This is a genomic window from Maribacter cobaltidurans (assembly GCF_002269385.1).
Lineage (GTDB): Bacteria > Bacteroidota > Bacteroidia > Flavobacteriales > Flavobacteriaceae > Maribacter > Maribacter cobaltidurans.
The window spans coordinates 474363-497893 of sequence record NZ_CP022957.1 but is presented as its reverse complement, the minus strand read 5'-3'; the positions used below and the strand labels follow the sequence as shown (position 1 = coordinate 497893).

The following is a 23531-nucleotide window of genomic DNA, read 5'->3' as shown; positions in this document are numbered from 1 at the left end:
TAAAAAGAATAATAAAAGATGAAAAAAGTAACGTTTGCCATGCTTCAATTCGGGTTGTTTTGTATGATAGCTACGTGTTCCCTATTTGGACAGAATGTTGAAGAAGGTAATTTTAAGAAAACGGTATTGACACGGGATTTTATATCTGAGGGTGTGGCGGTTGCCGATTTAAACAAAGATGGCCTTTTAGATATTATTGCCGGGTACTATTGGTTTGAAGCTCCAAATTGGGAAAAACATGAGTTGGCACCTTCAAGAGTATTTGATCCCTATGAAGAGTATAGCGAGTCGTTTCTAAATTTGGGAATGGATGTAAATTTAGATGGATGGGACGATGTGGTTATTATTGATTATCCGGGAAAGGCAGGTTTTTGGTTTGAAAACCCCAAGGTAGAAAATCAGCAGTGGGAGAAACATATGATTGCCGATTCCATGGGTATAGCTAATGAATCACCCGGTTTTGTGGACATAGATGGGGATGGTCGCTTGGATATCTTATGTGGGGACGTAGAAAAAAAGCAAATTGTATGGCTGCAAGCACCCTTGAAAAGTGGAGAAAAAGAGTGGAAAAGACATGCCTTAAGTGCTGAAAATGTTCCTGGAACGGACAGGTATTCGCATGGAATAGGATATGGGGACCTGAATAAAGACGGTATAAAGGATGTGGTAATTGCAGATGGTTGGTTTGAGGGAAAAAAGAATAAATCATCCGGGGACTGGAAATTTCATAAAACAAGCTTGGGGGAACCTTGTTCCCATATGCAGGTATTGGATGTAAACGGCGATGGCCAGCAGGATGTCGTAAGTGCATCGGCCCATAAATTGGGAATCTGGTGGCATGAGCAGCTTCAGGACGGTAGCTTTAATACTCATTTGATGAGCGAAACCACCGCCCAGACACATTCTTCTATAATGGCCGACCTTAATGGTGATGGCAAGGAAGATTATATTACAGGCAAGCGTTTTTTGGCGCACAACGGTAGGGATGAAGGAGATGCCGATACTCCATACTTGTTATGGTTTGAGTTTACCCCGGGAATTGCACCATACTTTAAGGAGCATATTTTGGACGATGATTCCGGGGCCGGACTTAACATTGTAGCTCGGGATGTTAACGGCAATGGAAAAGCGGATATAGTAATATCTAACAAAAATGGGGTATTCCTATTTGAGAACAGGATTTCTGCGGAATAGCAATAGTATTGTCTTTCAATATTATCTTTTTGTAACTCTAACTCCAAGAGACACTTGCCAAGAAGAGCCCACTAGTTCTTTCTAGGCATCTTCACGCCTTCTGAATCTCATAATTAATTTTATTTAGATTTATTACAAATAACCTTGTGTTTTTTTAAAAGTTGTATTAGGTTTGCAACTCTATTTAAAACAAGTCTAAATAAACTTAAATAAAATCAGATGAGGAAATTTACATATTCATTAATGCTCTTTACAGGTATTTTTTTTATCTCTTGTAGCTCGGATGACGACGGTATAGATATAACAACCTGTGCAGATGGTGTTATGAACGGAGATGAAACGGGAGTTGATTGCGGAGGTAGTTGTGCACCCTGTGAAACAGCAATTGAAAACCCAACAAATTATGTTTTTACTAGGGACGGTCAAAATACGGTAAGCTTTGATGGTCAAACAACCCGAATTAAAATGGGGCAGGAACTACTTTCCACCTTTAATGTTCCAACTAATTCATTGCAAAAGTTAACAGGTATGTTCGCACATGAGGAAGGCGCGGACGACTTTGAGGATGCCTCCTTAAATGCTTCTGATAAAAGTTTACGGAGTAAGGTTGCAGCTTCGGCAGATTATTTTTCTACCAATGCTACGGATCAAGCCTTGATTAGAACAAAGGTGGATGGCTTCATTAGTGCACAGGTTAACGAGGTATATCCAAATTGGGAAGTAGCCGCTGCAGCAGGTACGGCAGGACAAATAGCGGATGGGGAGCGGACTAGGTATGTAAGTGGTCAAGGTTTGGAATACAACCAGCTATTTGCCAAATCATTGATCGGTAGTTTAATGGCGGACCAGATGTTGAACAATTACTTAAGTCCATCGGTTTTGGACGAGGGTGAAAATATTGATAACAATGACGAGGGAGTTGTAGAAGAAGGTAAACCCTACACCACGATGGAGCATAAATGGGATGAAGCTTACGGATACGCTTACGGTCTAAATGCGGATCCCTCTAATCCGAATGCAGATTTAGGAGCTGACAGTTTCTTGAACGAGTACATTGAAAGAGCAGATTCCGATGATGATTTTTCTGGAATCGCGGATGAAATATTCCAAGCCTTTAAGCTTGGTCGTGCGGCTATCGTCGCCAAAAAATATGATGTAAGGGATCAACAGGCCAATATCATTAGGGAGAATATTTCAAAAGTAATCGCCATACGTGCCATTTATTACTTGCAAGGAGGCAAATCAAAATTATCCTTGGAAACTCCCAACTATGGTGGAGCTTTTCATTCCCTTTCAGAAGCCTATGGTTTCATCTATAGTCTCCAATTTACTAGGAAGCCAAATACCGGGGAGCCTTATTTTTCAAAATCGGAAACCGAAGCTTTTTTGACCAGTCTTTTGGAAGATGGTGAAAACGGACTTTGGGATGTAACCCCAGATACTTTGGATACAATTTCTGAGGCAATCGCCGCTAGGTTTGACTTTACGGTAGCACAGGCCGCAGAATAAAAAGAAATAAGTTTAATTCAGTTTTTTCAATACTAAGATTATAGTTAAACGTTATGATGAAAAAATTCTTTGGTATAATATGTATCCTTGCCATAATAGGGGCATGCTCGGATGATAGCATAGGAGAGGGAGAACCGAACCCATCGCCTGGAGAAGGGGAGATGTTTGAAAGAAGTAGTATGCTCGTTAATTGGGCGGACAATATAATTATACCCTCCTATACCGAATTCTCTTCGGATTTGGCAACCTTAAAAGCTTCTTTGGAGGCCTACCAATCCGATGTGAATGAAACTAACCTCATTGAATTGCGCTCATCATGGATTGCGGCTTATACGACTTGGCAGCATGTGGCCATGTTTGAAATTGGTCCAGCTGAAAGTGTTGGTTACCAATTGAACATGAATATTTATCCTACGGATAGCGAAAAGATAGAAAGTTTTATCATTAATGATAATTACGATCTTTCACTTTCCTCCAATAGGGATGCAAAAGGTTTCCCCGCCTTGGATTATCTTATTAATGGCCTGGGGGAAAATGATGCCGCCATTGTTACTCGCTATAATGGCACGGAAAAAGAACCACTTTTCGCTTATTTAAATTCCGTAGTAGATGACATGGTAAATCTTACTGATAGTGTTTTAAGCGAATGGACAGGCGGTTATAGGGATACCTTCGTCGCCAATGACGGTGCATCTGCAACAGCTTCTGTGGATAGGTTGGTCAATGATTATATTTTCTACTTTGAAAAATATCTAAGAGCGGGTAAAATGGGTATACCACTTGGGGTATTTTCGGGTAGCCCTTTGCCTCAAAATGTTGAGGCCTATTATAAAGGCGATATTTCCAAAACCTTGTTTTTGGAAGGACTGAATGCTGTTCAAAATTTTTTTAACGGTAAATCTTTTGGTACCAATGGGAACGGTGAAAGCTTGGCCACTTATCTGGACGAATTAAATTCAGTTAAAAACGGAGAGGACCTAGCCCTATTGATAAACAAACAGTTTGATTTGGCCAGAGAGGCTGTTCTGGGTCTGTCGACATTTAGAGGTGAGATTGAGAATAATAATCCCCCGACCGATATGTTGCTTGCCTATGATGAAGTGCAAAAAGCGGTTCCTTTGTTAAAGGTGGATATGGTTTCTGCTATGAGTATCAGTATCGATTTTGTGGACGCAGACGGTGACTAATGGGATCGATTATTGAGAAATATATTAAAGCTCCTATGGAGGCCGCCCCTTTGGCGGTCTTTCGTATTTTTTTTGGTTTCATGATGCTTTTTAGTATCATAAGATTTTGGGCCAATGGATGGATCGATAAACTGTACATCCAACCCAAATTCTTTTTTTCCTATTATGGATTTGAATGGATAAAACCCCTGGGTGATTTAACGTATTTACTTTTTATAGTCTGCGGGGTTTCGGCATTCTTTGTCGCCTTGGGTTATCGGTATAAAACGGCAATCGTTATTTTCTTTTTAAGTTTTACTTATATAGAGCTGATGGACAAGACCACTTACTTGAACCATTATTATTTCATCAGTATCCTCAGTTTTTTGATGATTTTTCTACCGGCGAACACCTATTTTTCGGTAGATGCTTGGAGAAATAGGACTAAGGCCTTTCAATATATACCGGCATGGTCGGTAAATAGCATAAAATTACTCTTAGGCATTGTCTACTTTTATGCCGGTCTTGCCAAGCTGAATTCGGATTGGTTGCTCAAGGCCATGCCCTTAAAAATATGGTTGCCATCAAAATTTGATATACCGTATATAGGGGGTTTGTTGGGGCAGGAATGGGTACAATATGCGTTCAGTTGGTCCGGGGCTTTATACGATTTGGCCATACCGTTTTTACTATTGGTGAAAAGGACCCGCCCTTATGCATTTTTGTTGGTCATTATCTTTCATGTGCTTACACGGGTTTTGTTTCCCATCGGTATGTTTCCCTACATCATGATTGTGTCAGCACTCATATTTTTTGATGCGGATGTTCACCAAAGAATCCTCAACGGAGTGGCAAAAATTTTCAAAATTGACGTAGGTCGTTTTAAAAATAATATGGCATTCAAGTACCGATCACCATTAAGGAGAAAATTTGTTTTGGGGTTAATTTCAATTTTCTTCATAATTCAATTGACATTTCCTTTTAGATATCTTCTTTATCCCGGGGAACTTTTTTGGACCGAGGAAGGGTACAGGTTTTCATGGAGAGTTATGCTAATGGAGAAGACAGGCTACGCACAGTTTAAGATTGTCAATGGGGACACAGGACGCTGGTTCTATGTGAACAACTCCGATTTTTTGACCCCTTTTCAGGAAAAACAAATGGCATTTCAACCGGATTTTATTTTGGAATATGCCCATTTCTTAAAAAATCATTTTGAGAAGGATGGCCATAAGTCGGTTGAGGTTTATGTGGATTGTAAGGTGAGTCTCAATGGAAGGTTAAGTACGCAATTCATAGACCCCAAAATAGATTTGACAAGTCAAAAGGAATCGTTTTTACATAAAAACTGGATAACACCATTTAAAGATGAAATTAAGGGAATATAGCTACATACTATTGTTTTTAATAACATTTTCAGCATTCGGACAAGTTAATTTATCCGGTACAATTGTGGATACGGAAGGAGTTCCCGTAGTTGATGCGGAAATCTATATGAAACAGTTAGAGCGTCTGGAGACAACGGATTTGGATGGACGCTTTCTTTTTAAAAATATAACACCGGGAGAATATTCCTTGGTAATTTTTGCCTATGAGTTTGAAATTCAGGAAAGGGAATTGACAATTAGGGAAGACACTAATCTTAATTTAAGACTGGAGCGTCTGAAGACCCAAAATTTATCGGAAGTGGTACTTTCCCAAAAGCGAGAGCAAATATTTGAGCTAAAACAACTGAAAAAAGTGGATGGAACGGCTATCTATGCAGGAAAGAAAAGTGAGGTTGTATTGTTGGAAGGTATCACCGGAAATATGGCAGCTAACAACTCAAGGCAGGTTTACAGTCAGGTAGTCGGTTTAAATATCTATGATAATGGAGATGCGGGACTACAATTAAATATAGGGGGAAGGGGACTGGACCCCAATAGAACGGCCAACTTCAATACAAGGCAGAACGGTTATGACATTAGTGCCGATGTTTTGGGATATCCCGAAAGCTACTATACACCTCCGGCGGAAGCGTTAGAGGAAATACAGGTGGTACGAGGTGCCGCTTCCTTGCAGTATGGGACGCAATTTGGTGGACTTGTCAACTTTAAGTTTAAGGCACCCAATCCTTCAAAGAAGATAGAATGGGTGAGCAGACAGACTTTGGGTTCTTATGATCTCAAAACAAGCTTTAACAGTCTGAGTGGAACCGTAGGGAAATTGAGTTACTACACCTATTTCAATTATAAGGAAGGCAATGGTTTTAGGCCAAATTCGAATTACAATAGCCGAAATTACTATGCGCATGTGGGTTATCAAGTTTCGGATAGGACAAAACTGACTCTTGAGACCACGTTTTTGGATTATTTGGCACAACAGCCGGGTGGACTTACAGATGCACAATTCATTCAAGACCCGACCTATAGCAACAGAAGTAGGAATTGGTTCGATGTAAGTTGGAAATTATATTCGGCACGCTTGGACCATAAATTTTCCACAAATACCGATTTTAGTCTAAATATATTTGGATTGGATGCCTCCCGAAGCGCTCTAGGCTTTAGGACCAATAGGGTATCGCAACCGGACGACCTCGAGGAACCAAGGGAATTATTAGTGGACAATTTTAAAAACTGGGGTGCAGAGGCCCGTTTACTCACGAGATATAAGCTGGGAGATTCACAGTCAGCACTTCTATTGGGGTCTAAAATTTATAGGACCAATAATGATCAAAGACAGGGTCCTGGGTCTGCCGATACCAATGCTGATTTTAACTTTGCCGATGAAGATTTTCCCAACTATGAAAGACAATCAGAATTTGATTTTCCAAATGCAAACCTCGCCTTCTTTGGCGAAAATATTTTTAATGTTACTTCCAAGTTGACCCTTACCCCAGGATTTAGGTTGGAACATATAAAAACACAAAGTATAGGAAGTTATAAGAATATTGTATTGGACTTGGCGGGTAACCCTTTGTTGAACGAAGATGTCCAAGATAATAGGGAGTTTAATAGGACGTTCCTTCTTCTTGGTCTAGGTGCCACCTACAAACTAAACCCAAACATTGAATTCTATGGTAATTTCTCGCAAAATTATCGGTCGGTTACCTTTAGCGATATACGTGTAGTAAATCCTTCGTTTCAAATAGATAAAAATATCAGTGATGAAAATGGTTTTACTTCTGATGTCGGGTTTCGTGGAAGGTACAAGAACGTTTTATCCTATGATGTAAGTGCATTTGGACTTTTGTATGATAATAGATTGGGTGAGATTCTTAAAAATGAAACCCGAATAAATGCCGTTGGCGAAGAAGTGGAAACGGGTAGGGTGATTCGTTTTCGTGGTAACATAGGAACCGCGTTTATTTATGGTTTGGAAAGCTTTTCAAACTGGAGTCTTAAGGAAACTTTTTTTCCAGCGGAGGAGAAATTGAAAATGAACTATTTCATGAACTTGGCATTGACGGATTCTGAATATGTATCATCGGAAAGTACTAATGTAGAAGGTAATAAGGTTGAATTTATTCCAGCCATCAATCTAAAGACAGGGCTCAATTTTGGATACGGAAATCTGCTGGGTAGTTTACAATATACCTATTTGTCCAAACAGTTTACGGATGCAACCAACGCACCTAGGGATATAAATGATAATCAAAGGGGTATAGAAGGGGAAATTCCGGCTTACGATATTCTGGATTTTTCTTTGTCATACACCTATAAAAAATGGAAGCTCGAGGCGGGGATCAATAATGTGTTGAACAATAGTTATTTCACCCGAAGGGCTACAGGTTATCCCGGACCGGGGATTATTCCTTCTGAGCCCAGAACTTTTTATACCACTTTACAGTTCAAAATTTAAGGTCAAAAACGAATATTGGATTGGTAATTTTGTGCTTGAAGGTTTAAATTGGATTCGGCATTTTGATGATAAAATAAAACGCATGGCTATCGGCTTTTTTAATGGCCAATTGCCAACCCCATAAACCAATTATATTCATTATATTTGCACGCAATTAAATCCTTAATTGCCATGGAAGCTCACCTTAACAAAATTCTCGGAGAAGGTCTTACTTATGATGACGTACTCTTGGTACCAGCATATTCCGAAGTTTTACCCAGAGAGGTAAACATTCAATCAAAATTTACAAGAAACATAACTATTAATGTTCCCATAATTTCGGCCGCAATGGATACGGTTACGGAATCACGTATGGCGATTGCCATTGCCCAGGAAGGGGGAATAGGTGTGCTTCATAAAAATATGACCATAGAGCAACAGGCGCTAAAAGTCCGAAAGGTCAAAAGAGCTGAAAGTGGTATGATATTGGACCCGGTCACCATGCCCTTGAATTCCAAGGTTAAGGATGCCAAAGCCAATATGAAAGAACACAGTATTGGCGGTATTCCTATTGTAGATGATGAAGGAAAACTGATAGGAATTGTGACTAACAGGGATTTAAGGTTCGAGAAAAATAATGACCGACCCATTTCAGAAGTAATGACCTCTGAAAATCTGGTTACTGCCGGTGAGGGTACTTCGCTTTCTGAAGCTGAGGATATTCTACAAGAGCACAAAATCGAAAAACTTCCAGTAGTAGATAAGGATAACAAACTAATTGGATTGATAACCTTTAGGGATATCACAAAACTCACCCAAAAGCCCATTGCGAACAAAGACCAATACGGTAGGTTACGTGTTGCCGCGGCTCTTGGGGTTACTATGGATGCTGTGGATAGGGCAGAGGCCTTGGTAAATGCCGGTGTGGATGCCGTGGTAATCGATACGGCTCACGGCCATACCAAAGGTGTGGTTTCCGTATTGAAGGAGGTCAAGAAAAAATTCCCGGATTTGGATGTCATCGTAGGTAATATTGCTACCGGGGAGGCCGCCAAATACTTGGTCGATGCCGGTGCTGATGCTGTCAAGGTAGGAATAGGCCCTGGATCTATTTGTACTACCAGAGTTGTGGCTGGTGTCGGATTTCCACAATTCTCGGCGGTTCTAGAAGTTTCGGCGGCCATTAAAGGTTCTGGAGTACCCGTTATTGCCGATGGAGGTATACGCTACACAGGCGATATTCCCAAAGCGATTGCTGCAGGAGCGGATACTGTGATGTTAGGGTCATTATTGGCGGGAACCAAGGAATCACCTGGTGAGACCATTATTTATGAAGGTAGGAAGTTTAAAAGTTACCGCGGTATGGGCTCTGTAGAGGCCATGAAGCAAGGTAGTAAAGACCGATATTTTCAGGATGTTGAGGATGATATCAAGAAATTGGTGCCCGAAGGTATTGTTGGTCGTGTTCCCTATAAGGGAGATTTATTCGAGAGTATCCATCAGTTTATTGGCGGTCTAAGGGCGGGTATGGGCTACTGTGGAGCGAAGGATATTGCAACGCTAAAGGAAACGGGCCGTTTTGTAAAGATAACAGCCAGTGGTATCAACGAAAGCCACCCTCACGATGTAACCATCACCAAGGAATCTCCTAATTATAGCAGATAGATGTTTATTCGTTTTTTAAGGTTTTACAGGTTTTTCTAAAAGTTGGACCCTTCTTAGGTCGTCCGCAGCTTGCCATAGTTTACTTTTTAAGGAAGGATTTAAGTTGGGATTGTCTTTCAAATAATCTTGAATAATTTGATAGGCCTCTTCTGAAGTGTGATTACCAATGGTACTGCTCAGCCAGCGTTTTGGAAAGAAAATATCGCCAGTTTTTTGAATTTCATCCAAAAGATCTAAGCTTTCCCTTAAATGTTTCAGGGCGAATTTCTCGTGCAGCGGATGATTGATATTATCCAAGGCGGTGGCGGTCCATGCCTCTTTTGCCCTATTTTTTTCGAGTTGAAGCGATGCCATAAAATTGCCTTTAACGGCCTCATCACTGGATAGGGAGGGAAGTAGAAAGTTAAAACGTTCTTGTTGGTCCGGATTTTCAATGGCGTCTTTAGCCCTTTTGATTATTTCATCCGTTTCTGGATGTTGGTAAAGGACCAGATCCATTGCAATTTCAGTATAATCGTCCTTGTTGAGTCGTAAATTGGGTATTTCCATTTTTTTCGACCAAACATCATAAAGGTGCTCTATGGATTCACCATTATAGGCCAAAGAGCGAAAAGTGTTAAAGAGTACTTTCTTCTTATTGGGAGGTAAATTATTTTGTAATTGCATCCAGAGGTTTTCGGTAATTCGGGATTGCTCGGAAAGTTGCTCATCGGAAGAGAGGTATTTCCAAAAGATATACCGCAAATATCCGGATAGTAAATTCGATAAAAGTTCATTTTTTTCAAGATATAGACGGTCCTCGTAAAACTCGATCAGTTCCATAGGTGAAATATTTCCATTTAGGGCATTCTCATAGGCATTGATATAGATGGATCCCCTTGTGGTTTCGTCCTTAATTTTATCAATTATTTGTAGGGAGGTCATATCAGTGGGAAAAACCCCATACCCCATACCATTGGAATTGTAGACAAAAGCAATCGGTTTAGGTTTGCCAATAATTTCATTTACATCCAATTTACTTTGACTCATGTCTATCGAGAAAGTTTGGGAGCCATCAGGATATACCAATGATACATCAAAAGTTTGGGGCCATATGTGATCCGAGCCATCTTCTGCCTTTTGCCGTATTTCAAAATGGGAAATAATGCCATCGGCATCATAGGAAATACTATCTGTAAAAATGGGCCTGCCGGAGCTATTTACCCAAACTTCGCTCCATTGTAATAGGTCTTTTTCGGTTTGTCTGTCCAAAATCTGAACAAGGTTGTTCCAGTCCGCATTGGAGTTTTGATAAGTATCTATATATTCTCGAATACCTTCCTTGAATTTTTCTTTTCCGACGACGGCCTCCAATTGCCGCATCATTACAGGTGCTTTATTGTAAATGATGCTTCCATAAAGGGAACCGGCATTGTTGAGGTTCTCCAACTTTTGACGGATAGGATTGGTACCCTTTGTTCTGTCTTCCCCATATGCACTTGGATAATGCCCCACCATAAAGGCCAGCTCATGGTTAATATCAGGGAACGCCGGATTTACGATCTTATCCGCCATAAAATTAGCGAAGACTTCCTTCATCCACACGTCATTAAACCAATCCATCGTGACCAAATCCCCAAACCACATATGGGACGTTTCATGGGCGATTAGTTTTGCCCTGCCCAGTTTCCTATTCTCCGTAGCACTTTCATCCAAAAAAAGGGAACCTTCCCTATACTGTATTGCTCCCACATGTTCCATTCCCCCATACTGAAAACCGGGTATGGCGGCAAAATCCAATTTTTGAAAAGGAAAAGGGTGGTTCGTGTAGTCCTGTAGAAACACTTTGGAGTTTTCATGTAGTTGAAAAATAGAATCTAGACTGTAACTTATTTTTTCTTCGTCCGTTTCACGATATAACATGTTCATAGGGAAATTATCAATTTGCCTATCTGCCGATTCGAATTTACCGGCAACGAAGGAAAACAAATAGGTACTTATTTTATCCGACTGCCCAAACCTATGTTCTATAAATCCCTCTTTTATTATTTCTTCCATTTGAGGAGCGGCAGTGATTACTCGCCAAGCCTTTGGAGCGGTAATACTTAATTTGTAAACTGCTTTAATGTTGGGTTGATCAAAACATGGAAAAAGGGTTCTGGCCCGATCTGGGACCAATAAGGTGTAGAGGTATTCGTCATTTCGGTTTAGGGATAACTCTCCTGCCCAAAAATCGATTTCCAAGCTGTTTTCTCCTTCTTTTAAATGGTCCAAAGGAATTTTAATATGTTCGTTCTCATGAATAATCTGTATCTGTGCACCGTTGACGGTAAGTTTTTTAAGATGGTCAGATTCCTCCTTAAAGTCCAGAAATAGGGGTGTTTCTAAATTATTCAGGAAAAGCTTCAGTAACAATTTGGAGTCAATAGGTTCTTCCTTACTTTCGGGTATGTTGAAACTTAGGTTGTAATTTACATTGGAAACTTGATTTTTCCTTATTTGCGCCAATTTTAGCGGTACACCGTTTTCGGGATTGTAGTTTTCCCTTTTTTTTGGACTGCAATTAATAAATAGGAAAGCGGAAAGTAGAATTGGTAAGAAACGCATAGTTTGAGTAGTTCTGCTTAATTGTGAAACGGGAATTTAGTGAAATACACGTATGTGGAAAAGATTTTAAACCTTCTAAATAAAAAAAGGGTGTAATTCGTTAATTACACCCTTTTTTAGACTCTATTTGCTAAATAGTTTAGCGAGCTCCTGAATAGGTCTTCCAATCCTTTTCTTTATAGATATCATCACCAAAGTATCGGGCAATGTTCAGGAAAGGCTCCGGTTTTTGGTACCCTGGTACCGGAGAAAGCATATTAAATTCTTGGTCCAGAAATATGGTCGTAGGATAACTTAATCTTCCCTGCATCAAGGCAGCGGCCAATTCATGGTAGCCCTTTCTTCCTGAAGGAACGAACTTATACGTTTTACCCTTAAATTCAATGGGCTCCTTGCCTTCGCCGTCAAGTTTTACCATATAGAAATTTTCGGACATGTAGGCGGCTACCTCAGGATTTTGAAATGTATCCTTATCCATCTTTTTACACCATCCGCACCAATCCGTGTAAACGTCTATAAATACTTTCTTGGGGTTTTTATCCGTAGCGGCCAGCTCTGCAGCCTCGTTCCAACTAAGCCATTTAACCTCTTGGGCATTAATTTGAAAAGCAAGAAATAAAAATGCGAAAAGCGTAATTGATTTTATAGTCGAAGAAATATTAGTTTTCATAGTAATTTTTTGGAGTTAGTCCAATAATTATACCAAAACTAACGTTTTTTTTGACACTTTATTTCACTTCCTCCGCTTGCTTTACCTCAAAAAGGTCCTTTACATCTACCTGATTCTTAATTAAATCATCGAAAGTTTCCCTTTCCCTAATCAAAATAGCTTTTCCTTGATGCCATAAAACTTCAGGTGGTCTAAATCTGGAATTATAATTACTGGCCATTGTAAAACAATAGGCACCTGCATTTTTAAAGCAAAGTATATCCCCCTCGGAAATTTCATTGATTCTTCTATTGCTTGCAAAAGTATCCGTTTCACAGATGTAACCCACAACAGAATAGTAACGCTCCCTGCCTTCAGGGTTGGAAATATTTACGATTGAATGATTGGCACCATATAGCATGGGTCTAATCAGGTGATTGAAACCTGAATCTATACTCGCAAAAACAGTGGAAGTAGTTTGTTTAACAACATTTACCTTTGCTAAAAAGAAACCTGCTTCGCTAACCAAAAATTTTCCAGGTTCAAAGGCTAACGTTAATTCCTTGCCATATTCCTTACAAAATTCGTTGAAGCGAGACCCTAATTTTTTTCCTAATTCCTCAACGTTTGTTTCAATATCACCTTCCTTGTAAGGAACTTTAAATCCACTTCCAAAATCTATAAAATCCAAATTTTTGAAATTCCTGGCTGTTTCAAAGAGTATCTCTGAAGCATAAAGAAATACGTCAATATCTAAAATATCACTTCCGGTATGCATATGGATTCCGTTAATATTCATTTTGGTCAAATCCACGATGCGTAAAAGATGAGGTATCTGATGTATGCTTATACCGAATTTGGAATCGATATGCCCTACGGAAATATTGGAATTTCCCCCAGCCATGACATGTGGATTTATTCTGATACATACAGGTATGTCTGGATGTTTACTTCCAAATTGTTCCAAGATGGAAAGGTTGTCTATATTAATTCTCACCCCCAATTTGGCGGCCTCCTCGATTTCTTCCAAAGAAACACCATTAGGTGTAAAAATGATGGATTCAGGTTTAAAACCGGCCAATAGTCCTAATTGAACTTCCTGAATGGAAACGGTGTCCAATCCGCTTCCCAAGCTATTCATAAGTTTAAGGATAGTAATATTGGAAAGTGCCTTGGCCGCATAGTTTAACTTTAAATTTTTTACAGTTCCAAATGCTTTGGTAAGGCGATTGAATTGGGAAATTATTTTATCGGAGTCATAAACATAGACCGGGTCACCGTATGTTTTGGCTATTTTAAGCAAATCCGCATTTTTCATAGCATCTAAATTTTTGACAAATCTATACTTATAGGAGGATAAGAACAAATAAATAAAGGTTAAATTGAAAAATACAACAATTTGTGTTATATGTAACAATCAAAATTATCTTTTGCTTGTATTCTATTGGCTAGCTTCGTATTTTAGGTTTGGAACCGGATGAATGTAAAACTATATTAGAACTATCATTCCAACAGAAATTCTTTCAATAAAATCTTTACCATGAAGCTACCGCTTTTTCCTTTAAAATCTGTGTTTTTTCCGGGGGAGACAGTGCCCCTTCATATTTTTGAGGAGAGATACAAACAATTGATAAAGGACTGTAGGGAAGAGGCCATTACGTTTGGAATACCCGTGTACATTAATAATAAATTGGAGTACGGGACCGAAGTTCAATTGGTAGAGGTCGTAAATACTTATGAAGGTGGGGAAATGGATGTGGTTTGCGTAGCGAGACAAGTTTTTAAGGTCTTGTCTTTTGACCCTCAGTTGAATGATAAGTTATACCCCGGAGGAGAGGTTGATTTTTTGGAATACGATTTTGTCAGTCCTTCCGGTTTTAAGGCAGAAGTGGTGGAGAAGATTAAGCAACTTTACACTATTATGGAGCTTCCCAACACGCCTATTGATTTGTCCAAGTATAACAGTTTTGTCTTGGCCCATAAAGTAGGATTATCCTATGAGCAGGAATATGAGCTGTTGAAGATTACAAAAGAGAAAGAGCGGCTTGATTTTATTTATAATCATTTGGTAACCACTATACATGTGCTGACACAAGTGGAAAGAACTAAGAAGATAATTGAGTTGAACGGTCATTTTAAGAATTTTGACCCCCTTGATTTTAAAAATATTGAGATATAATCGATTGTTTTTCGAGGAAACCCTATTTTCTTTAACCAATTAATCAAGTTTAATTTTCAATTATTACCCTGTCTTTCCTATTTTTGCCCAACAAATAAAACTATCCAATATATGAACCTTCACGAGTATCAAGGAAAAGAGATATTAGAAAGCTTTGGCGTTCGCATCCAAAGAGGAATAGTGGCCCACAATGCAAAGGAAGCGGTTGATGCAGCCAAACAATTGACGGCGGAGACTGGAACAGGTTGGCATGTAATCAAGGCCCAAGTGCACGCAGGTGGTCGTGGAAAAGGAGGTGGTGTTAAATTGGCCAAAAACTTAAAAGAGGTCGAGGAACTGGCAGGACAGATTATAGGTATGAATCTAGTTACCCCGCAAACCTCGGCTGAAGGTAAAAAAGTACATCAGGTTTTGGTGGCAGAGGATGTTTACTATCCCGGTGATAGTGAAACCAGTGAATTTTACATGTCCGTTTTATTGAATAGGGGCACAGGAAGAAATATGATCATGTATTCTACTGAAGGTGGAATGGATATCGAGGAAGTTGCTGAAAAAACGCCACATCTCATTTTTACAGAAGAAATTGATCCGGCAACAGGGCTATTAGGTTTTCAAGCAAGAAAAATCGCTTTTAACTTAGGACTTTCGGGAACAGCATTTAAGGAAATGACAAAATTTGTAACGGCCTTATATAAAGCATATGTTCAAAGTGATTCCAGTATGTTCGAAATCAACCCTGTGTTAAAGACTTCAGACGATAAAATTATGGCCGTGGATGCCAAAGTTTCCATCGATGACAATGCATTATACCGAAGGAAGCAATATGCTGAAATGCGGGATTTGAGAGAGGAAAATCCTATTGAGGTGGAAGCAAGGGCTGTAGGTCTTAACTATGTTGATTTGGACGGAAATGTTGGGTGCATGGTAAACGGTGCCGGTTTAGCTATGGCCACTATGGACTTGATAAAAATGGCTGGTGGTGAACCTGCAAATTTCTTGGATGTAGGGGGTACCGCTGATGCGAAAAGAGTTGAGGAAGCTTTTAGGATTATTCTAAAAGATCCTGCGGTAAAGGCTATTTTGATAAATATTTTTGGAGGTATTGTTCGGTGCGACCGAGTTGCACAGGGTGTTGTTGATGCATACAAGAACATGGGTGATAGTATAAAAGTACCTATTATAGTTCGTTTACAGGGTACCAATGCGGAAATGGCCAAGGAAATAATAGATAACTCTGGTTTGGCCGTTCATTCAGCTGTTCAGTTTAAGGAAGCTGCGGATAAAGTAGAGGAAGTATTGAAATAGTTTCCGTTATTCCAAATAATAAGTATAGAAGGCAATGTTAACTTAACATTGCCTTTTTTTCATTTCCTGTGTAGATGCATTAGGCATTTGCCACAAATTTGTAGACATTCAGTAAAATTTTTGATGTGCCTTAGAAATCCTTTAGATAAATTTATCTAGTTCTTCTACGGTTTATCATGGCAAGGGTTAAGCATAGATTAACCATTTGAAATTTCAGTTAAGATTTTCTGTAACCGACTTCCAGAATAATTTTCACCATAACTTTGATTTGAGTTTAAAAGGATGATTTTGATTAAAAAAATGTTAAAACCAAGTTTTGTTGTAACATTCTCATTTTTGAGGCGTCTTTTTAATAAATCATCATCAATCAATTATTAATCAGCTTTCTTAACTGAAAGTCAAAAAACAACAAGTCATGAGAAAATTAAGTTTAGTTTTTGTAGCAGCTTTCCTAATCGTAACAGGTAATGTATTGGCCAATAACACCGAAGGTGTTGAACCCGCTAAAAGCCTTTCAAGTCAAATCTCCAACATGCTTAGGGATAATTCCTTTTCTGATATGGAATCCGATTTAACGGCCCAAGTAAGGTTTACACTGAATAGTGAAGGAGAGATCGTTGTGCTGTCAGTGGATACAGAAAGTGTCAACTTGGAACGATTTGTAAAAGGTAGGCTTAACTACCAAAAAGTGGACATTTCCAAGGTGGAGGAAGGTAAACTATTCACTGTACCTGTTAGGATAGCATCTTAAGGATTTAAAAAATCAAACGAAAAGTCCGGGTTCCATTGGAATCAGGACTTTTTTTTGTTTTTATACTTTACGTTGCTCAAATTTCTATCCACGTTTTTCAGTTGTTTGCTTTTAAAACTTTTTGGATTTGGTTTTTTGTGAATCGATTCCGCACCAAGAAGAACTTCTCCCGGTATTTTTGGATCTTCCTTGGTGCCTCTTAAATAGATAACCAGGCCATTCAAGAAATTACGCAATATTTGGTCTCCGCATTCCACATAATTGGGGTGATTCTCCTTTCTAAAAAAGGCTCCTAATTCACTTTTTGATATCTTAAAGTCTACCAATTCCAATATGGCAACAATTTCATCATCCCTTAACCTTAAGGCGACCCTTAATTTCTTAAATATGTCGTTGTTGGTCATTTTTATAAAATTTCATGCAAGTTATCATTATTAATTCATTTGTTAGGCCTTGGTCCTTTAACGAATATTAAAATGGCTTATAAAAGTTAAATATCTATTTTTCAATGGGTAGTCTATACTATTATTTGAATTTTAATGTTATTTCAATAGCCGTACTTTGATAATGGAAAGTTCTATGAACACCTTTAAGGAAAAACTTAGTATTCTTTCGGAAATGATTGCTTTTGCAAGGGTAGATGATACCCTAAAACAATCTGAATACGATTTTCTTTTTAATGTGGCCCAGAGTCTGGATATAAGTAAAAAGGAGTTCGATGCCCTTTTCCAAAAGGAAGTGGAGCATGTTATTCCCAAATCCCAAGCGGATAGGTTGGTACAATTCAATCGTCTTATTCTATTAATGAACATTGATGATAATAACAACCTGAAAGAAATAGAACGTTTACATGATATAGGTTTAAGAATGGGATTGCCCCCATCAGCAATTGAACAGGTATTGTCCATTATGCATAAATATCCCAATAAGATTGTACCGCCGGAAGTAATCATCAATATATTCAAGGCCCATTATAATTAGGACCAGGAATTAAAGCCTTCCTTAATTTTGGTAAGGTCCCTTGAGTTTTTAATTTGAAGCTCCAAGTCCTTTTTTATGTTAATGATTTCCTCCTGTATAGCCTCACTTTGATTGGAATTAATCACATGCTCACCTAGTATATTTAACATGTACAATAATTTTTGGGATACTATAATATCCCCTAGGCAATAAGGTCTATAAGTAGCCAATACATTAAAGAGAACTTCGGAAAAAGTATTTCGTTCAGCATAAACTCTCAACGCCTTCTTATCATCCGTCCAATACTCCAATTCATTGATTTGCATCAATAAAGAAAATAATTCCGTCAGGTAATCTATACTGTTTAAGGCGGTGCCTGGATCATTTATACCCGGGGACATTGCCTTAATTCCAATCTCGGAAATTTGCCTAAAACCATAAATATAATTCTCCCCGGTAAGCTCTTCACTCGAAAAAATTAGGGATTTAAGAATTTTGCCCTTTACCTCTTCTGAAATAGGTTTGTTGGTCATTAAACCCTTAAATCCTTTTAATACGAATTGTCCTTTTCTAAATTTGAGAACTATTTTTAAGTCATTGTTCTTACAGGTTTCCAGAAGGTCACCTGATAAAATACCTTGAAAATAACCTGTAGTATCTATAGTGTTTAGGGACCAATTCTCTTGACTTGGAAACGCCTTAAATTCCTGGTTATCAATAATATTTTGAAGTTTATTCTTGGTGTTTAAATGTATGGAGTTCAATATTGTACCCACTTTAATGGATTGGGATATGTTGTGAATAAAATAAATAAAAGCGGCAAGGCATAGAATGGTAAGGATAATGGCAATCAATACAGAAAATCCAGGGGTTTGATAATTAGACTTTGTGGGTTCTATGGAAACAAGGATAAAAATATTATAAAGGATTACCGCAAGGTATAGCCCTAATACGATTTGATGTTTTTCATTTGAAATAATACCTGGCAGTACCCTTGGAGAAAAATTACTAGAGGCTTGGTTTAGTAGAATCATTACCATAGAAAAACTAAATACCATCAATGATATAAGCCCCCCAATTAGGGTGCTAAGTAGTGTTCTTGCGGTTTCTGTATTGTCTATCACCAGTCCTGGCGCTATATCCATCAAGTATTTGGATATATGACGTTGTTCCATATAAATGAGAAGAAAAGCAAACAGTACCCCTATAATGGAAATGAGGGAGGGATAGAAAGCAATCTTGCTTCTGACTCTATGAAAGATGTTTTTTATACGGTTCATTAGTCGTGGCTTGGTTAAATCTAATAACAACCGCATCGGTTTCTTATATATAATACATTTTAAATGGACTCAAAAACACCTAAATGACATATTGACACTATTAAAACATAAAAACAAGACATATTGGCGTAAAAATTCGATTGGTATATGATTTGTCTTATGGTATGCGTAATAAAGTTTAACCTTAAAAAAATTATATAGCCATGAGTTTAATAAAAAGAAATGACGTTTTATTTCCTTCATTGATGAACGAAATTTTTAAGCCAGATTGGTTTGGTGGGATGGAAAATTTTAACGGTTCTGTTCCTGCTGTTAACATCAAGGAAAATGAAACCGGTTTTGAATTGGAACTATCCGTACCCGGTAGGAAAAAAGAAGATTTCAATATTGAAATCGATGATAATTTATTGACTATTTCTTCCGAAACGAAATCAGAAAGCGAGACCAAGGAAGAAAATTATACAAGAAGGGAGTTTGGTTATACTTCTTTCAAAAGATCGTTTACGCTACCTGAATCCGTTGATGAGGAAAAAATAGGTGCCTCCTACGAGAATGGTATATTGAAATTTACATTGCCAAAGAAAGAAGAGGCGTTGCCTAAGCCTAAAAGGTTGATAGAACTTTCTTAAAGGAATTATGCAATCCATTTCTGGATGTCATGATGTTTGGTTGAGTTGGTTAGTTAGAAAGTGTCCTGAATTTCAGGGCACTTTTTTTATAACTTATGGGTAAGAAGGGCTAAACAGGTCATAATACCTTCCCTTAAATTGCCGAGACGAATATTTTCGTTGGGTCCATGAATGGCGTTGTCAGGATTTGGTATACGAATAGATACCGCAGGTAATTCCAAGGTTTTTATAAATGGGGCAATAGGTTGGGAGCCACCCGTAGTTCTCATATTCACTACTTTTTTCCCAAAAACACTGGACATGGATTTGTTTAAAAATTCTCCAATTGGACTATCCATTTCTGTCCTAAAAGGTTGAGAACCCAAACGATATCTAAACGAGGCCAGTTTTGGATATTTCATCCTTTCCTCGTTCGAAGGAAGAGAATCCACGATGTGATATCCAAACTTTTCAATATGGTCTTTCAGCAACTTTATTTGTCGCTCCCCCGGAGTTTCAGGTACCAATCGCATATCAATCTCGATAATAACCTCAGAAGGTATGATGGTGCGTACCTCCTTTTCTACCCACGCTGCTTTTAGGCCTCTGATGTTCAAAGACGGGTACTGCAATGATTCCTGATAATTCGAGGCCACCTTATCTGGACCTGCAATTCCAAGATTAATCAAGGTGCTATCCAAATTTTCAGGAATGGAAGCAAGACTTTTCCTGTCCTTATCGGTGAGTTGAACACCATCATAAAATCCGGGGATGGTTACTTTGCCCTTTTCGTCCTTCATACTGGCAATGAGTCGGGATGCCTTAAAGACGGGATTGGGTGCGAAGTTTCCATATTGTCCGCTGTGCAGTGCATATTTTGGTCCGAAAATTTTTATCGTGGCCGTAGCAATTCCTCTAGCTCCATACGTTAATGTTGGCAAATTGGATAAATGACGTGTACCATCCATGATAAACAACATTTCCGCATCCAATAATTCCCTGTTTTGTGCAACCGCTTTTGGTAGGTCCGGTGACCCCAATTCTTCCTGAAAATCCATAATGACCTTGATGTTATATTCAGGTTTTATTTTTTTAGATTGAAGAATTTGCAGTGCAGATATCAATGAAATTGCAGGTCCTTTTGAGTCGGATGCGGAACGTGCAAAAATGCGCCAATCCAGGTCGATATTTTCGTTCAATTTTTTGAAGTCGATTGCCTCCCAATTGCCATCTTTCTTTTCCTTTAAAACAGGAGAGAACGGATTGGGTTGGAACCACTTTGTGGTATCGACAGGTTGACCATCGATCTGTAAATAGAACAAGACGGACTTTCTGTTTTTGTGATATACTTTTTCGGCAAATAGGAGAGGGGCGCCATCCGTTTTGATAGTTTGTGTTTTAAATTTTAAATCAGAAAAAGCACTATCGCACCAAGCTAAATTTGTAGCTATTTGTTCTGGGTAATTACCATCATTTGGAAGTGTTAAAAAATGTCGTAAATTGGTAATCGATTCAATGAATTTTTCATCAGTCAATGCTTCGATTTTTTCAGCCGATACATTTTGAGACCAACTTTCCTGACAGAAAGCTAGAGGAGTCAAAATCGATAAAAACAACCATTTTTTCATTCCTAAATTTAAGATAAAACGTTTTTTAGTCTTAACTAAAAAACTTTACATATAACTCAAATTCAATGAATTAATATTGTTTATATGTAGTAGTTATTGAAATATTAAAATTTTCTCTACTTTTTTGCTTTAGGTTAGGTTTCCTGCTCTTGAAGTGCCTTTATTTCATCCCTAATTTTCGCCGCTTGCATAAAATCCAACTCTTTCGCTGCCTTTTCCATCGCCTTTCTTTTCTCTCTGATAAGCTTCTCTAATTGATCCTTTGTAAGGTATTTCAGATCGGGTTCAGCCGCCCTTAATTCTTCTTTTTGATAGTGGTATGTGGAGACTGAATTTTTCGATAAAACACTATCTAAATTTTTGTTCAGCGCAGTGGGTGTAATATTATTTTCTGTGTTGTAATTGATTTGTTTTTCGCGCCTGTAATTTGTTTCGTCAATAGTTTTTTGCATGCTATTCGTTATCTTATCGGCATACATAATTGCCTTTCCATTTAGGTTTCTGGCAGCCCTTCCAACCGTCTGTGTAAGGGACCTGTTATTTCTTAAAAAGCCTTCTTTGTCGGCATCTAAAATTGCGACCAGTGAAACCTCAGGAAGGTCTAATCCTTCACGTAAAAGATTCACCCCTATCAATACATCAAAAATACCCTTTCTAAGATCCTGCATAATCTCCACGCGTTCCAAAGTATCCACGTCACTATGTATATATCTACATCGTACACTGATTCTATCCAAGTACTTGGCAAGTTCTTCTGCCATTCTCTTTGTTAGGGTCGTGACCAATATCCTTTCATCCTTCTCCACCCGTTGATGTATTTCCTCCACCAAATCATCGATTTGGTTAAGACTGGGACGAACTTCAATAATGGGGTCAAGCAAACCTGTCGGGCGTATGACTTGTTCTACGTACACCCCTTGGCTCAATTGCAATTCGTAATCCGCCGGGGTTGCACTTACATAGATAACCTGATTTTGTAGTGCTTCGAATTCTTCAAATTTTAATGGTCTATTGTCCATGGCTGCCGGTAAACGAAAACCGTAGTCGACCAAATTTACTTTTCTTGAGCGATCGCCTCCGTACATGGCATGAACCTGCGGTACGGTCACATGGCTTTCATCGATGACCATTAAATAATCGTTTGGAAAATAGTCCAACAGACAGAAAGGTCTAGTTCCTGGTTCCCGACCATCTAAGTATCTGGAGTAATTTTCTATTCCAGAGCAGTAACCCAATTCCCTGATCATTTCAAGATCAAAATTGGTTCTTTCCTCCAATCTTTTAGCTTCCAAGGGTTTTCCAATCTCCTTGAAGTAATCAATCTGCTTTACCAAATCGTCCTGAATTTGATGAATTGCGTTTTGAAGGACATCTTGGGAAGTCACGAACATATTGGCAGGGTAAATGTTCAGGTTTTCATACACCTCCAGAACGTTATTGTTAAACGGGTCAAAGGCTTCTATTTCCTCGATTTCGTCCCCAAAAAAATGAATTCTGAAGGCATGGTCGGCATAACTAGGGAAAACATCCACTACATCCCCTTTAACCCTAAAGTTCCCGTTTCTAAAATCCGCCGTGGTCCGGGAATATAGGCTTTGTACCAATTGGTGCAGAAACTTGGTTCTGGAGATAACCTGATCTTTTTGGATGGATATTACATTTTTTTGGAATTCGATAGGGTTGCCAATCCCGTATAGGCATGAAACAGAGGCAACTACTAATACATCCCTTCTCCCGGATAACAAAGAGGAAGTCGCGCTTAGTCTTAACTTTTCAATGTCTTCGTTAATGGATAGGTCCTTCTCAATGTAAACGCCACTGGTAGGAATGTAGGCTTCCGGTTGGTAGTAATCGTAATAGGAAACAAAATATTCTATGGCATTTTTTGGAAAAAATTGCTTGAACTCTGAATACAGTTGTGCTGCCAAGGTCTTGTTATGGGCCAAAACCAATGTGGGCCTTTGAACTTCCTCAATGACATTCGCAATGGTAAACGTCTTTCCAGATCCGGTAACGCCCAACAATGTTTGATACTTTTCCCCTTGATTTATGCCATTGGAAAGTTGCTTTATCGCGTTTGGCTGATCCCCTGTGGGACTAAATTCTGATACTACATTGAATTTCATGATTTAAAAGTACAAAAGACTGTGGCTTTTGATGGGGAGTGTCAATACAATTATTACCTCGGTCAAAATATTTAATAAAATAGTATGTATAAATGAATAGATCATC

18 protein-coding genes are annotated in these 23531 nt (G+C 38.6%); 11 read left to right on the top strand and 7 right to left on the bottom strand.

The window, feature by feature from the left end; genetic code table 11:
* The first annotated feature begins 18 nt into the window (after positions 1-18).
* The 6 genes from CJ263_RS02080 (at position 19) to guaB (ending at position 9353) form a co-directional block, all read left to right on the top strand.
* Entirely contained in the window at positions 19-1194 is a 1176-nt protein-coding gene (locus CJ263_RS02080; RefSeq protein WP_094995741.1) for an FG-GAP repeat domain-containing protein, read from the top strand.
* A 219-nt stretch (positions 1195-1413) separates the two neighbouring features.
* Complete coding sequence (locus tag CJ263_RS02075; protein ID WP_094995740.1) at positions 1414-2703, top strand: DUF4856 domain-containing protein; 1290 nt, start codon at positions 1414-1416, stop codon at positions 2701-2703.
* A 56-nt stretch (positions 2704-2759) separates the two neighbouring features.
* Positions 2760-3890, top strand: coding sequence for an imelysin family protein (locus CJ263_RS02070; protein WP_229702347.1), 1131 nt, complete (start codon positions 2760-2762; stop codon positions 3888-3890).
* Entirely contained in the window at positions 3890-5257 is a 1368-nt protein-coding gene (locus CJ263_RS02065) for an HTTM domain-containing protein (RefSeq protein WP_094995738.1), read from the top strand. Before CJ263_RS02070 ends, CJ263_RS02065 begins: the two co-directional genes overlap by 1 nt.
* Complete coding sequence (locus tag CJ263_RS02060; protein ID WP_094995737.1) at positions 5238-7709, top strand: TonB-dependent receptor domain-containing protein; 2472 nt, start codon at positions 5238-5240, stop codon at positions 7707-7709. Before CJ263_RS02065 ends, CJ263_RS02060 begins: the two co-directional genes overlap by 20 nt.
* 171 nt (positions 7710-7880) lie before the next feature.
* Positions 7881-9353, top strand: a complete 1473-nt coding sequence (gene guaB / locus CJ263_RS02055) for an IMP dehydrogenase (RefSeq protein WP_094995736.1) — start codon at positions 7881-7883, stop codon at positions 9351-9353.
* A gap of 15 nt (positions 9354-9368) precedes the next feature.
* Here guaB and CJ263_RS02050 read toward each other — a convergent pair whose 3' ends face one another.
* The 3 genes from CJ263_RS02050 to lysA form a co-directional block, all read right to left on the bottom strand.
* Positions 9369-11939, bottom strand: coding sequence for a M1 family metallopeptidase (locus CJ263_RS02050; RefSeq protein WP_094995735.1), 2571 nt, complete (start codon positions 11937-11939; stop codon positions 9369-9371).
* A gap of 139 nt (positions 11940-12078) precedes the next feature.
* Entirely contained in the window at positions 12079-12609 is a 531-nt protein-coding gene (locus CJ263_RS02045) for a thioredoxin family protein (RefSeq protein WP_094995734.1), read from the bottom strand.
* 58 nt (positions 12610-12667) lie between these two features.
* Complete coding sequence (gene lysA / locus CJ263_RS02040) at positions 12668-13906, bottom strand: diaminopimelate decarboxylase (protein WP_094999065.1); 1239 nt, start codon at positions 13904-13906, stop codon at positions 12668-12670.
* A 222-nt stretch (positions 13907-14128) separates the two neighbouring features.
* Between lysA and CJ263_RS02035 the strand changes: the two genes are divergently transcribed.
* The 3 genes from CJ263_RS02035 to CJ263_RS02025 all read left to right on the top strand — a co-directional run bounded on the left by CJ263_RS02035 (position 14129) and on the right by CJ263_RS02025 (position 16823).
* Positions 14129-14767, top strand: coding sequence for an LON peptidase substrate-binding domain-containing protein (locus CJ263_RS02035; RefSeq protein WP_094995733.1), 639 nt, complete (start codon positions 14129-14131; stop codon positions 14765-14767).
* 111 nt (positions 14768-14878) lie between these two features.
* Positions 14879-16072, top strand: coding sequence for an ADP-forming succinate--CoA ligase subunit beta (gene sucC, locus CJ263_RS02030; protein ID WP_094995732.1), 1194 nt, complete (start codon positions 14879-14881; stop codon positions 16070-16072).
* Positions 16073-16487: 415 nt separating this feature from the next.
* A complete protein-coding gene (locus tag CJ263_RS02025) occupies positions 16488-16823 on the top strand; it encodes a hypothetical protein (protein ID WP_094995731.1) in 336 nt (111 codons plus the stop codon).
* A gap of 41 nt (positions 16824-16864) precedes the next feature.
* On the opposite strand, the gene CJ263_RS02020 is transcribed toward CJ263_RS02025, so the two are convergent.
* Entirely contained in the window at positions 16865-17227 is a 363-nt protein-coding gene (locus CJ263_RS02020) for a DUF1456 family protein (protein ID WP_094995730.1), read from the bottom strand.
* A 175-nt stretch (positions 17228-17402) separates the two neighbouring features.
* Here CJ263_RS02020 and CJ263_RS02015 point away from each other — a divergent pair, with 175 nt between their 5' ends.
* Positions 17403-17804 carry a hypothetical protein gene (locus CJ263_RS02015; RefSeq protein ID WP_094999064.1) on the top strand — a complete coding sequence of 134 codons (402 nt, stop codon included), beginning with the start codon at positions 17403-17405 and terminating at the stop codon, positions 17802-17804.
* On the opposite strand, the gene CJ263_RS02010 is transcribed toward CJ263_RS02015, so the two are convergent.
* Positions 17801-19063 (bottom strand): DUF2254 domain-containing protein, encoded by a 1263-nt coding sequence (locus CJ263_RS02010; protein WP_158657054.1) that lies wholly within the window; start codon positions 19061-19063, stop codon positions 17801-17803. The genes CJ263_RS02015 and CJ263_RS02010 overlap by 4 nt on opposite strands.
* Positions 19064-19266: 203 nt before the next feature.
* On the opposite strand from CJ263_RS02010, the gene CJ263_RS02005 reads away from it, so the two are divergent.
* Positions 19267-19692, top strand: a complete 426-nt coding sequence (locus tag CJ263_RS02005; protein ID WP_094995728.1) for an Hsp20/alpha crystallin family protein — start codon at positions 19267-19269, stop codon at positions 19690-19692.
* 86 nt (positions 19693-19778) lie between these two features.
* Here CJ263_RS02005 and CJ263_RS02000 read toward each other — a convergent pair whose 3' ends face one another.
* Positions 19779-21299 carry a M20/M25/M40 family metallo-hydrolase gene (locus CJ263_RS02000; RefSeq protein WP_094995727.1) on the bottom strand — a complete coding sequence of 507 codons (1521 nt, stop codon included), beginning with the start codon at positions 21297-21299 and terminating at the stop codon, positions 19779-19781.
* 134 nt (positions 21300-21433) lie between these two features.
* The gene (uvrB, locus tag CJ263_RS01995) at positions 21434-23425 is read right to left on the bottom strand and encodes an excinuclease ABC subunit UvrB (RefSeq protein ID WP_094995726.1); all 1992 of its coding nucleotides are present in this window, start codon (positions 23423-23425) and stop codon (positions 21434-21436) included.
* Between the last annotated feature and the right edge of the window lie 106 nt (positions 23426-23531).